Annotated in this window: 11 protein-coding genes; all 11 read right to left on the reverse strand. The window is 66.0% G+C overall.

Annotation, left to right across the window (positions count from 1 at the left end; genetic code table 11):
- Position 1: 1 nt before the first annotated feature.
- Positions 2-601: a peptide deformylase gene (locus ITP53_RS06120; protein WP_195894304.1), complete on the reverse strand. Its 600-nt coding sequence runs from the start codon at positions 599-601 to the stop codon at positions 2-4.
- Complete coding sequence (locus ITP53_RS06125; protein ID WP_195894305.1) at positions 598-2,301, reverse strand: carbamoyltransferase family protein; 1,704 nt, start codon at positions 2,299-2,301, stop codon at positions 598-600. Before ITP53_RS06125 ends, ITP53_RS06120 begins: the two co-directional genes overlap by 4 nt.
- A gap of 8 nt (positions 2,302-2,309) precedes the next feature.
- On the reverse strand, positions 2,310-3,194 hold the full coding sequence (locus ITP53_RS06130; RefSeq protein ID WP_195894306.1) for a hypothetical protein: 885 nt from the start codon (positions 3,192-3,194) through the stop codon (positions 2,310-2,312).
- 38 nt (positions 3,195-3,232) lie between these two features.
- Positions 3,233-4,132 carry a M24 family metallopeptidase gene (locus ITP53_RS06135; protein WP_195894307.1) on the reverse strand — a complete coding sequence of 300 codons (900 nt, stop codon included), beginning with the start codon at positions 4,130-4,132 and terminating at the stop codon, positions 3,233-3,235.
- A 44-nt stretch (positions 4,133-4,176) separates the two neighbouring features.
- Complete coding sequence (locus ITP53_RS06140) at positions 4,177-4,932, reverse strand: SDR family NAD(P)-dependent oxidoreductase (protein ID WP_195894308.1); 756 nt, start codon at positions 4,930-4,932, stop codon at positions 4,177-4,179.
- Positions 4,929-5,720 carry a hypothetical protein gene (locus ITP53_RS06145; RefSeq protein ID WP_195894309.1) on the reverse strand — a complete coding sequence of 264 codons (792 nt, stop codon included), beginning with the start codon at positions 5,718-5,720 and terminating at the stop codon, positions 4,929-4,931. Before ITP53_RS06145 ends, ITP53_RS06140 begins: the two co-directional genes overlap by 4 nt.
- A 14-nt stretch (positions 5,721-5,734) precedes the next feature.
- Positions 5,735-8,641, reverse strand: a complete 2,907-nt coding sequence (locus ITP53_RS06150; RefSeq protein ID WP_195894310.1) for an SUMF1/EgtB/PvdO family nonheme iron enzyme — start codon at positions 8,639-8,641, stop codon at positions 5,735-5,737.
- Positions 8,642-8,964: 323 nt separating this feature from the next.
- Positions 8,965-9,897 (reverse strand): HNH endonuclease, encoded by a 933-nt coding sequence (locus tag ITP53_RS06155; protein WP_195894311.1) that lies wholly within the window; start codon positions 9,895-9,897, stop codon positions 8,965-8,967.
- 389 nt (positions 9,898-10,286) lie between these two features.
- Entirely contained in the window at positions 10,287-10,679 is a 393-nt protein-coding gene (locus tag ITP53_RS06160; RefSeq protein WP_195894312.1) for a PepSY domain-containing protein, read from the reverse strand.
- Between the two features lie 498 nt (positions 10,680-11,177).
- The gene (locus ITP53_RS06165) at positions 11,178-11,828 is read right to left on the reverse strand and encodes a class I SAM-dependent DNA methyltransferase (RefSeq protein WP_195894313.1); all 651 of its coding nucleotides are present in this window, start codon (positions 11,826-11,828) and stop codon (positions 11,178-11,180) included.
- A gap of 104 nt (positions 11,829-11,932) precedes the next feature.
- Positions 11,933-13,171, reverse strand: coding sequence for a sensor histidine kinase (locus ITP53_RS06170; RefSeq protein ID WP_195894314.1), 1,239 nt, complete (start codon positions 13,169-13,171; stop codon positions 11,933-11,935).
- Positions 13,172-13,179 lie beyond the last annotated feature (8 nt).

Raw genomic sequence — 13,179 nt, forward strand, 5'->3', positions numbered from 1 at the left:
TTCATTTCAGAGGTTCTGTAACGGAAGTCGTCGACGTGCTCCTCGGCCTGTAGAGCCATGGACGGTGCCCGTCGGTGTATTCCTCGATGCCGATGGGTTGAGTCCCCTCGACCAGCCGGTCGAGGTAAAGGACGCCTTCCAGGTGATCGCACTCATGCGCCACCATACGCGCCGCGCCGTCGGTGAACCGCCGTTCGACAGTTTGGCCGTCGGGCATGGCCCAGCGGACGGTGATGGCGCGGGAACGCGAAACCCGGCCACGCAGTTGAAAGCAGGAAAGGCAGCCCTCCCACTGGACGTCGATCTCGTCGGAATGATCTACGACGCACGGATTCAGTAGCGCGATGTCCGCCATGCCCCGCGGACGTACGATCGCGGCGGCCACTGGCCGGCCCAGTTGTGGTGCCGCGATACCGCTCCCCTTCGGGAACGGGCGTGCGGCGCAGATCTGGTCCAGCGCGGTCACCAGGTCCGCCAGGACCATCGCCGCCTGCTCCTGTTCGGCGGGCAGTTCAAAGCGGCGTGCGGGCTGGGCAAGCAAAGGATCTCCCCGGCGACCCAGGCCCATCTCCCTGAGCAGCTCCATGAACGGATCGCTCATGCCGCCCTCCACCGCGCGATGCCCGGCTTGTCACTGTCGACTCGTCTACGCACCACATACTGGTCGATCACCAGCCGGTCCAGCGAGGAGCGCAAGAAGCACTCGACGGCGTCCTCCGGGGTTTCCACGATCGGCTCGCCGCCCAGGTTCAGCGAGGTGTTGAGCACCATCGGGATCCCGGTCAGGGCGTAGAACGCCTCGATCAGCCCGGCGTAGAGACCGCCGCGAGCGACGGTCTGTAGACGTGCGGTCCCGTCGACATGCACGATAGCCGGCACCATGTGCCGCATGGGTTGCCGCACCGTTGCCACCAACTCCATGTAGGGGGCGGAGGTGGCCAGGTCGAAGTACTCGTCGGCGAGGTCGGCCAGGACGCTGGGCGCGAAAGGCCGGAAGGGTTCGCGTCCCTTGACCACCAGGTTCAAGTAGTTCGGCATCGCCGCGTCGCGGGGGTCGGCGACGATGCTACGGCCGCCGAGCGCTCGCGGTCCGAGTTCGCTGCCGCCTTGGAACCAAGCGACGACGTGGCCGTCCGCCACCAGTCGCGCCGTCTCCACGACGGTGTTGTCCACCTTCTCGACGAGCAGCTCCGCATGCCGTAAGGCGGTCTCTATCTCTGTCCCGGCGAAGGTCCGTCCCAGTTGAGCGGGTGGCACGGAGTCGTACCGCCTCGCCCCCGACGCAAGCACATGCCAGCCGTACAGGGCGTTCCCCACGCACTGACCGGTGTCGCCCGGCGCGAAGGGCACGAACAGCCTGCGGAACGGCGACTCGTCGAGGAGACGACGATTCGCCACACAGTTCAGCGCTACACCGCCCGCCAGGCAGAGGTTGTCGATGCCGGTTTTCGCGTGCAGCCAGTACACCTTGGCCAGCAGCGCCTCTTCGAGGCAGTCCTGGACCAGCCGGGCGATATCGGCATGCCGCTGTGTCAGCGGCTCGGACCTCCGTCGGGGCGGGCCGATGTCGACGCCCTGGTCAGCAAAGAACGCTTGGATGGCATGGATCGGATCGTCGTGGCCATTCGGCAGGCTCGAGCGCAACCTGCCATCTTCCAACCGGAACAGCCGGACGTCACCGAACGCGCCCGGCCGCCCGTACGCCGACAAGCCCATCGTCTTGCCTGCGTGCACATAGGACGGCCACCCGAGATAGTAGGTGAAGTGCCGATAGACCTCGCCGGGGCCGATCTCCGCCTCATCCAAGCCGTCATCGGCTGCTTCGAGCACGCTGACGTCGCCGCCACGGCCGACGAAGTAGGTGTTGCGTTCGAACCGGCTGTTCCACCGCTGCTCTGCCGGAGGGCCGAGTAGGTTGCCCTCATTGTCCAGGACAACCACGACGGCCTCGTCGAAGGGTGACGGATAGAACGCCGAGCAGGCATGCGACAGGTGGTGGGACGGCATAGCGTGGATCTTCGACGGAGCCATCCCGAGCAGGTCCGCCCCGTAGCCGTCCTCCGCGGCTTCCTCGCTGCACGTGCTCACGACCACCATGTCGATGTCGTCGCGGGTCGCACCGGCCGTGTCGAGGCAGTACTCGAACGCGAGCCGCGCGCCACCGTCGTGCTTCCGGCGCGACAGTCGCTCCTCGGCGATCGCGACCGTGACGTGTCCGTCGACGGCGAGCGCCGCGGCCCCGTCCTTGAGACGGACCGAGCCGTCCCTGGTGACGCCCATGTTCAGTCCGACGATACGCATCCGCCGCATCATCCGAAGTCCGGGACCGGTAACGGGTAGACCCGTTCGACGGCAAGCTCGCCGGAGTCGCGGTCCCAGTGGTCACGAATGAGCTCGACACCCGGCATGCTGCGCAGGTAGAACGGCTTGTCGAGCTCTTCGCAGATCCGGCGCAGGCCGGCGATCTGACTCTCCGCATGGACGATCTTCCAGTCGCGATTCTGGTCGAAGAAACTCATTCGGCCAATCGTGAACTCGTTGTCGATCGAGGTTCGCAGTCGCCGTTCGATCACGCCGTCGGTGTCCAGGAACAGGGCCTCCCCGAGGATGACCGTGCTGTGCTGAGCCGCGGCCTCCAGCAGCCGGCGATACTCTGAGAGCGGCACCAACTCGGCGGGAAAGGTCGGTCTGGCAGCGAGCATCGTGGGTATGCGGAGTTCCGTCGCGAACCGGCCCAGCTGGTCGACTCTCTCCTGCGGTGTGGCCACCCGGCGGCTCCGTTCGAAACGGCGGAAGCCCTGCCATGCCGGAATGGACACACAGCCCACGACCAGGCGGCGTTTCGCGAACTGGCGGTCGGCGACGTCGCGCAGTGGCGCGTACCATTCGGTATCGATCAGGAGCCTCGTCGTGAACAGCAGGTCCACGTCGAGGCGGTCGGCCGCGAGCGACAGGAACTCGATGGCTTTCGCCGGTTCCAAGAATGGCTCGATGTCCCCCGAAAGATATACCGTGGTGAGCTCGTCGCCGAATTCAGCCAGCCGATCGACTATCTCCTCGGGTCCGCGGCTGGGAAAGTACTGGAATCCTGGCGCGAAGATGTAGCAGTGGGCGCAGTTGATCTCGCACTTCGATCCGCCAAGAGAGACGACGACCTTGCCACCTTGGTCGAGCACGTATTCCGCGTCTCGCACGATATCGTCTCCTCCGCGCTGGGAAATCGAATGGGTGACTAGCCGCAGCCAAGTGTTTCAAGGGCTCGTCGCGGCAGATAGGACGGCATGTCGAACAGGTCAAGCAGTTCGGAGAAATCGGCGTGGATGCGCTTTACCCCATCGGTGAATGTGACGAGTACATGGAAGCTGGCCAGCGGATATTCCGGGCCTGCCATCCTCGGCTCCACTGTGAAGCCCATCGTCGGTAGGATCCGCTGGCCTTCCTCGGCGTTCAGGAAATGCCGCGCGTCGCTGATCGTCCGCGCGATGACCAGGAGGTCACCGCTGTCGAGGGCCTGTTGTTCCTCGGAGGTGGGCTGGTTGAAACTCCACGGCAGCGTGTGTCCGACGTCGACGCCGCCCGACTGGTCGGTGGTGCTGAACGTCTCGTTGGCCAGGGCGGCCTTATCGATGAGGTCGGCTGCGAATCGGTAGAGTTCACGCAACTCCATGCCGACTTCCGCGTACGCAGCCACCTGCGCGGTGATGTCGAAGCAGGCGGCGAGATGGTCCTTGATCCGCGAGTCCGCTCCGTTGTAGAGCGTGATCCCCAAGTCCCCGATCATTTTCGTTTCCCGATCGACGGGGGAGCAATAGGCGTACATAATGGAATTGCCGCCGAGGGTGATGTCGGCTCGCGGCCACGTGGCCTCGTGGCGCAGCGACACATAGGACATGCGTTTGAAGTCGGGTGGGGTGCCGATCAGTGCACTGATGCCATTTGGCGGCGGCTGATACCAGCCTTCCGACAGCAGCTCTTCGTGGTCCGCGAGCAACTGCCCCCAACGTGTGCAGAGGGACAGTTCGCTAAGCTTCGGCGCTTCCTCGCGTATTGCCTTGGCGAGAGTTGCCGCCGCTATCCTGCGCGCTCGCTGGATGGCGGCAATTCGCGGGTCTGGGACAAGTTCACCGTTCATGCGGATCTGTCCTTTTCGAGATTGTGGGCGCACCAACGCTACCATCAATACATGCGTGAGCCGCCATTGATGTGGACGGTTTGCCCAGTGATGAACCCGGCTGTGTCGCAAAGAAGAAAGGCAATGGCATCCGCGACGTCCACTGGCGAACCCAGCCGGCCCAACGGCAGGCCTGGAATCCACGATTCAGGTGGCGTCGCGGGTGGCCACTTCTCATGGAACGGCGTATCGATTGAGGCGGGCGCGACCGCGTTCACCCGAATGTCAAACGGTGCAAGTTCGCCCGCCAATGCCCGGGTGAGTCCGACTAGTCCCGCTTTCGCCGCCGCGTAATGCGCCGAGCCCCGGCTGCCACCGGTGAACCCGGACGATGAAGCCACGTTGACGATGGCAGCGCCGCTCTGGTCGCGCAAGGCCGGTATCGCCGCCCGGCACATGAGATAGGCGCTGGTGAGATTAACGGCGAGCGATCGGTGCCACACCGACAACGGCAGTTCCTCGACCGGTCCGCGGGCAATCGTCGCGCCGGCGTTGTTGACCAGATAGTCGATTCGTCCGAAGCGGGCCAGCGCTCGGTCTACCAACCGGGCAACCTCAGCCTCGTCGGTGACGTCGGCACGCACCGCGATGGTGGGCGATCCAGCGCGGTCAAGCTCGTCGGCCAGCTTGACCGCTTCTTGTGCGCTGTTCAGGTAGCCGATGACCGTCGCCGTCCCACGTCCTGCCAGGACGCGCACGGTCGCTTGGCCGATGCCCGAGGCACCGCCGGTGACGACCGCGACGGCGCCCGACGCCGTCACCGCCCGGCCCGCTTGGAGATGTCCGTGACTTGCCCGATCCACTGGATGGGCACGTCCGGCTGAAGGTGAGCGGCTGCCGCGGGCAGGTCGAAGTCCGACGCGGCGATGACCAGCACGGCGGTGGCGGGACCCCCGCTGCCTGACCAGTCCGCCGTGTCCGCGTGGCTCGAGGTGTCGATCCGGATTCCGCGTGCCGCGAGCTGGGCCAGCTCTCCGGCTACGCCGCCAGAGCCGACGGGGATGACCTCGCGCACTTCGTCGCACTTGACCAGACTCCGGACCGTGGGCACACGCACCATCGCTGGATGGCCGACCCGGACATGGCGGCCGACCAGACGTGACCCGAGCACGAGCAGCCGGTCGCCGGGATGAACGGCGTCCCACGGCACGTCCCGTTCACCGACCAGCCCGCTCATGGTGACCCCGATACCGGTCTGGACGCTCGGAAAGTTGTTCTCCGAGCTGATGGTGAATGCGATGCGGCCATCTAGCGACTCCTCACGAAGCTGCTTTCGGACACCCGCCAGAAGTCGTCGCCCGGTGGGCTCCCGCTCGACACTAAATGTGCACGACACGCTACAAATTGTCGCACCGAGTGTCAATAACTCCAGCATCGTGACGCGCGCGCAGAAATAGCCGACGCTTTCCGGTGGGGCAGGCTCGATATCCTCCCCCTTCTCACCGATGCCACCCGCCGCGTCACATGCGGTCACCAGCAGCGTGCCATTACCGATTGGATACAGTGACATGTCCCGGAAATCCGTGGCCCGCCCCGGTAGAAAATGCATTTCAGCCCTTCCGGTTACTGCGGGTTCAGCGCGACCCGAAACCCGATGTCGTCGTTCCGGTTATCCACTGGATTGCGGAATCGGTACGCGGCGTCCAGACCTTCGATGGTGAACCACCAGTTCCCACCGCGCAGCACGCGCATTGACGCATTACCGGTGCTCACCACCGGATCCACGGTAACCTGGTCCAGTCGCGCGCTGTAGGCGTCTGGGTCCCAGACGTCCAGGCACCACTCCCACACATTGCCGGCCTGGTCCATACAGCCGAACGGTCCCCGGCCGAGCGGGAACGACCCCACCGGTTCGGGGTGACTGTCGATCTGCCCTTCGTAGTAGCAGGCCCTGGTGCGGTCAGGAGGCTCCGAGCCCCATGGATACCGTCTACCGTCCGTGCCGCGGGCCGCGTACTCCCATTGCGCCTCACTTGGCAGCGTGAACGGCAACCTGGAAAGGGTGGCCAGCCATCGGCAGAATTCGGTGGCGTCGTACCAGTTCACACCCACGACGGGTAGGTCCGGCCCGGCGAACATCGGCTCCCGCCAGAATGCGGGCTCCGAGTGCTGGGTCGCCTTGAGGAACAGTTCGTAGTGCCGGTTCGTCACTGTCGTTTCGGCCAGCCAGAACGAGGAGACGCGCACAAGATGCTCTGGCTGCTCGGCTACTCCGATGTCATCGGCGCCCATGGTGAACTGTCCGGCCGGTATCGGCCTCAGCAGGATTCCGGTGAATGGCTCGACGATCGGCTCCTCCGGATTCATGACGGTGGTCGCCCTCGCCGTGGCGCTCTCGGCGGCCTTTTCCCGGATCCGGATCGCGAGTGCCGAGACTTCCGGGGAGTCGTGCCTGGACAGCGATCGCGCCACTCGGCTGATCTCGTGGTCCGGATGGTTGACGAACATGCGCAGGACGTGCGCTTTCGCGCCAGCCGGAACGGCGGGGTCCTCCAGGAAACGCACGAACGGCAGCGTGTTCAGCGATGTCACGGTTTCCACGCACTGGCGCAACGCCGCGTGGCTGCGTTCCACGAGCGGCGGCGTGAGCGCGGCGGCGAAGAACTGGGCCGCTGTCTCGCGGCTCGCGAGTTGGACCGTGAACAGCAGCACCTCGCGCCACCACTTCTCACCAAGGTGCGTAGCGGCCCGGACGAGCTCACGCGAGTTGTCTGCGAGGTGGCTCGCCGTCAAGTATTCCTGAAAGGTGAGATGGCTGAAGCTGTACGTTTCCGTCGACGGCGAAGTCAGCACACCGGCACCGTGGTGTAACCATTCCAGGACCGACTTGGGATCAGTCACGCGACCATCGGCCGTCCGTAGCTTCACGATCGGCGTCGCTGTGATCCGCTCGAACTCTTCGGCGTCGAAGTCGCGTTCACCGGCGTTATGCAGATGGACGGCAAGCAGTCGCAGAATGGTGTGCGCGTCGGCCGCCGAAAGCGGCGGCTCGATGCCTTTTGCCCGCGCCCACCGGCCCAGCAGGGTACGGAGGCACTCCCGGTAGAAATCCACTTCGCTGTGCGGCACTTCGCCACCCCGTAGCGCTATCACGCACAGCAGGCTGAGAATGAGTGGCGAAGACGCGAGCACCGCGAACCGGTGGTTGGCGACGCTCCGGGACACGAGACTTTGGGCCAGTTCGTCACCGAGCAGCGACCAGTCGGTGGCTAAGCTCGCCCCACCGGACTCGGTGAAGCGCTGTGCCGCGTGGAACCACCGGCGGATGAACTCGGTGATCTTGGTATCCGGCAGCGGCCGCACTTCGAAGAATGAGAACCGGGGCCCGAGCTTGACGGCGTCCACCCGTGCGGCGGTCCGGCAAGACGCGACCAGAGTGATCTTACGGGCACGCAGGCCATGAGCCTGGCCGCGAAGATACGCGATCATGGCGGCCCGGGATGACGCGGCGCCGGCCTCGTCGATGCCGTCCAGCAACAGCAGCAGCCGACCGCGCCGCCACAACTGACGTACGAAGTCGTCCGGGAAACGACCCGGCGCGGCGGCGGCGAGCTCGGCCTCCACGAACTCGGCCAGCGGCCGACGCATCGCCTCCGCGGTGAGGTGACGCAGTGGCACCAGAATCGGGACGGTGTCAACGTCCAGGCCGAACACGGAACCGCCGTGCAACAGCGTGGTCGCCAGCAGATGAGCAAGCACGGTCGTCTTGCCCGCGCCAGGCTCGCCGAAGACAACCACACCCTGCATGGCTTCGTCCAGGCGGAGAATGCCGTCGATCGTGACGTTGTGCGTATGGTCCTCGCTGCCCGAAGGCTGTCCCGGTCGCACAGTCCGCAATTCAGGGACGACGAAGACCTCGCCGAGCGGGAAGAAGTACTCTTGGCTGCCGACGCCAACCATTTCGATATAACCGTGCCGGTCGATCGCCCATTGCTGGTAGGCCTCCAGAGTGCCGGTGTCGACACGGGACGGCGACGAGAGCATCCGTCGCCGCAGGGCGTGGCGAGCCACGGCGGCTGAGACGCGTGCCGTGAGATCGTCTACCACGGTGAAGAACTCGACCAGGCCCGTCCGCTGTAGTTTCGCCCGAAACTCCTCCAAACGTCTGCCGGGCTCGCCACGGTCGATTAGCTTAGGCGGCCACGGATGGTCGTCCTTGAGCAGGAAGATCAGTGTAGGAATATCGTTGCGGATCGCAGCCTGATATTCCTCGGCGACGAACGATTCCTCATGACCTGGTGGCGTGAATCCGTACGACCAGGCCACGATACCGACATAGAGGTCGCACGAGGCGACATCGGTGACACATCGCTCGATCGGCGGCATGGTGTCAGCGCCGTAGTCCTCCATCGCAACGCAATGGCAGCCCAGTCGCCGGATGGCATGGATGACGCCGTCCCGGTAGGCGCCCAGGTCACGGACGGTCGACGAGACGTACACCTTGAGCGCGCCGGCCGATTTCTCCGACATGGCTGCCCCCTGCTACCGCAGTTTCCCGCCTAGCCATCTGACTATACTCTCGATCCATGTTGATCGTGGTTCCGAAGCTAAAGCGGAATACGATACCCGCTGGATTTGGATCAGGTTGGCTGCTTGATATCCTCGTGCCGCCAGCGGTGAATAATCCCATTCTGGGGCAGGATAAGTAAATGTCGGGTCTTCAGGTATGAAACCCAGTTTCCTCGGCGGTATCCAACCGAACGCGGATGTGGTTCCCATGGCCGAATCGATTGCCGCATGATGTGGCCTCGATGTCGCACAGCCGGTACGTGCTCAAGTGGTGAATGTCGGACCTACGTAGTCAGGAACACCTCGTCGAGGTGCCACTCGAGAGCCTCGCGTTTCGGCCGGTCCCGAGGCCGGCCCGGAACGTTGATTTCCTGGCCGGCCCGGCGGTAGAACTCCTCGCCGTTCCCGAACTCCTCGCGCAGTCTCGGGCTGACCAGCAGTCGGTGCTTGGGATCGATCGCCAGGTAGCCGCGATCGAACAGCGTGTGCACATCCGAGCGGAGAAGTAATCCATTGTCCAGGCGATGCTCGCCCCCCGCCGCGACCGGGCGGATGTGGGCCGCCTGCAGAACTGGCCGGATCCGGTCCCCGCTGATCGCGCATCGGCGTTCGTACGCATGCAGGACTACGGCCTGGAAAGCCTGCTGGCCGAGCCTGCGCGGGGCCAGTCGGGGATCGCCGTAGACCGGCCCGTCCCGGTGCCATGGCTCCGACAGGTCGATGTTGACGCGGATGCCGATCCTGCGCAGCAGGTCATGAAAGTAGTCGGCTGCTCCGTGACTTGCGAGGTCGTAGCTTTTGCCCTGAACGATGTTGGGTGCGAAGTCTGGCGGTGGCCCGGCGATCCGGTCGTCCGGGAAAAAGAAGACGTCTCGGATGATGACGCAGCCGATGACCGGGTCCTCCCCAGGGACTATCGGCTGGCTGCGGTAGCGCCCGACCTGGTGGCGCAACTCGACAAGGCTCGCAGCACCGTTGCCCTGCCCGAAGAGTTCCCATGCCTCCGAGACGCGAAGGGGCGCGAAGCCACTGAAGAAGCCACCGCCGACTACGCGGTTGTGAGGGTGGTGGGTCTTGAAGAAGAACGGTTCGCCATGGTCGAGCGCACGAAATTCGCGGCTGCTTGAGGGGCGCCAGAAGTTGACCTCGGTGAGCGTCGGACGCGCGGAGAGGAACCGGTACCAGCTTCCGTCAGTGACTCCGACGTACGCTTTCACGGGCGCAATTGTGCACGTTGCTGATCAACCTGCCAAGGGCTGATTCGCACTCAAGATGTTGTGGCGAGACGCGGCCGCATCCACGGGTACGGATCGGTGAGCGCCGTGCGCCTTGCTCGACGGCTCTGTTGTATCTGTTGAAGCGGCTCACCCGCAGTGTAGAAGCGTCCCCTTCCGTTGCCGTGTGGGATGAGGATTCCGGCGTTGGCGAGAGCTGCCAGATCGCGGGTCGCGGTCTGGTCCTCGACGCCAGTGCGCTTAAGATATCCAGCGCGCCGCACGCGGTAGCCCAAGACAGCCTCGAACATGGCGTCAATCGAGCGTTCGGGAAGCGTCCTCACACGACGCCGGCCCACCCTGGCAGGCCGGCGTCTCAGGAAAACGGGGGATCAGTCGTCGTCGTGGTCGTCGTCCCGGCCCCCGTGGTCATCGTCCCGACCGTCGTCGTCTCGGCCGTCGTGGTCGTCTCGGCCCGTCGCGTGGTCGGTGACCCGGCCCGTGGCCGTGTCGACGTCCAGCTCGTGCCGCTGCGAGCCCTTGACCAGGTCGATCTCCCACACGTCCGGCCGCGCGCTCCGTCGGTCGTAGTCGACCTCGCTGACCCAGGCTCCCGGTACCGTCTTGTGCGCGATTTCCATGGCCCGCTCCGCCGTGACCTTCGGCGCGATCGCGGCCGCGGTCGGCGTGGACGCGGAGGTCGTGGCGGCGAAGGCGGCGCCCCCGCCCGCGACCAGCGAGGTGATCCCCATGCCGATGATGATGAACTTCTTCGTGATCTGCATGTCCCCACGAAATCGCGATCTCGGGTAACCGCGCGCTAAGCGGTGGTTAAGGCCGCCTCCTCCCATCTCCTCACGGGAGCTCGCCTTGGAAGCGGCCGACATGCTGCATGCCTCTAGTGATACAAACGCCGGAAACCTCCACGTATCCTGCTTCAGGAGCCGCGATGTCCTATGCCACCACCCTCTTGTCACAGGCCGTCATGAGCGCCGTCGGGCGGGAGTGGGACCTCGCCCCGCCGACTGAGGCGTTCCGGGCCGATGCCGGCGAAGAGACAGGCGGTGTCGTCCGGCTGCATGGCGGGGAAGAGTCCGCCGCCACGTCCTGTCTCCGTGTGGCCGTACGTCAAGGGCGACTGGCTCGACCGGGATGACCCCGAACAGCGTTCCCAGGCCGCCCGGTCTTGAAGTCGCTGATGTGGATGAAGGCGACTCCGGGCTCCAGCATCCGCAGCTCGGATTGATGTTGATCACGGGACATCTCAGGCGGGTTTCTCTGAACTACCGGTAGGGCTTACGGCGTGCGAAAAGAAACGCTTGCGAAGCCTTCTCATCCGGGTCAAGCAGCATCTGGGCCTCGACCTCGAATCCGGCGTCACGCAGCCAGGTGGCCACCTGGTCCGGCTGGCGGAGGTGGACATGGACCTTCATCGGGTGACCGCCGTAGCCCTGTGTCTTCAACCGCGACTCGTCGCCGACGTGAAACAGGAGCTGCAGCGGTCCGCCTGGACGCAACGCTCGATGGAAGTGCCCGAACACACTCGGCACCTCGTCGTCTGGGATGTGGATCAACGACTGCCAGGCGAGCACGCCTGCCACAGAGGCGGCCGGGAGGTCCAGGTCCGTCATCGTGCCCACCTCGAACCGCAGACCGGGGTGGTCGCGCCGGGCCACGTCGATCATTCCAGGGGAGAGGTCGATACCGAAGGCATCGACACCGAGCTCGTGCAGGTGGGCGGTAACGTGTCCGGGGCCGCAGCCGACATCCGCCACCGGCCCGCCGCCCGCGGCCCGCACGTTGCCGGCGAACAACGCCAGAGCCGCACGGAGGTACTGATGCCCGGCGATGGCATCGCGCAGTTGGTCGGCGTAGCTGACAGCGACCGTGTCGTAAGAGGCTCGGGTGTCGGTCAACCAGTCGTCCGTGCTCATGACCGGCACGGTAGTCCATGATCACGAATGGCCGGAAAATGATGAGGCAGCAGGCGGGTTTGAGTAACGCTTCGTTGATGTCGGCTTCAAGGCCACATCCTCCGCTAAGGGGTGGTCAGGAACACCTCCACGCGCGCCCCGCCGCCCGCGGGCGCGGAGACGGTCAAGCTGCCTCCTGACGCCTCGGCGGTGCGGCGGGCGATGTCGAGGCCGAGCCCGGTCGAGCCGCCGCCGCTGTTCCCCCGTTCCAGGAGCGCGGGATCGAATCCCGGTCCCGAGTCCTCGACCGCCAGCAGGGCGCCGGCAGGATCGGGCGCCAATCGTACGGACATGGCGGATCCTTCGGGGGTGTGCGCGAAGACGTTGCCGAGCAGCGCGTCCACGCAGGCCGCCAGCTCCTCGGCACCCACCGCGACCGGCAGCGGCGCGGCGGGCAGGGAGACCGTCACCTCGCGCCCCTGGTCCTCGGCCAGCACCGACCAGAACCGCACCCGCTCCCGCACCACCGCCGCCGCGTCGCAGGAGTCGCGCCCGGCCGAGCGGCGCCGCGCCTCCGTGATGACCGCGCTCACCGCCCGCTCCAGCGCGTCCACCCTGGCCTGCATCCGCGCCGCCTCCTCCGGGTCGTGCAGTGACTCCGCGTCTAGCCGCAGACCCGTCAACGGGGTACGCAGCCGGTGCGACAGGTCCGCCACGGACTCCCGCTCCGCCACCAGCAGTTCGTCGATCCGCCCCGCGAGCTGGTTGAGCGCCAGCGCCACGGAACGCACCTCGGGAGGCCCACCGAGCTCCGCCCGAGCCGTCAGATCGCCCCCCGCGAGCCGGTGCGAGACCCTGGCGAGCCCGTCCACCGGCCGCGTCACCGCCAGCGCCAGCCGGTCGGCCAGCACGATCCCCAGCACCACGAGCGCGAGGCCGAGCAGGAGCAGCGCCAGCCACGCCTCCCGCACGCCTCTCATCAGCTCGTCGTCCGGCACGAACACCCTGATCACGGCCGTGCCCTCGGGCGATTGCGCCGAGACGAGCACCTCCGTGCCCCCTTCGGCGGAGGCGGTCACGCTGCGTCCCGTCGCGGCCAAGCGTACGGCGTCGGTACGGGTGGCGGCCTCGCCCACCGTACGCCCGTCGGGCAGGAACACCGTCACAGGACGCCGCACCTGCTCCACAGCCAGAGCCAGGTCCGGCGTGCCCACCGCGACCGCGACCGACTCGGCGGCGGCCGTGGCCCTGCTCAACGCGCCGTTCTCGGCCACGGCGCGGATCAGCAGCGCCATGGGCACCAGCAACGCGATCAGCACCAGCGACGTCGTGGCCGCCACCAGCAGCGCCAGCCACCGCCTCACGACACCAC

The organism is Nonomuraea cypriaca (assembly GCF_015645445.1).
Classification (GTDB): domain Bacteria; phylum Actinomycetota; class Actinomycetes; order Streptosporangiales; family Streptosporangiaceae; genus Nonomuraea; species Nonomuraea cypriaca.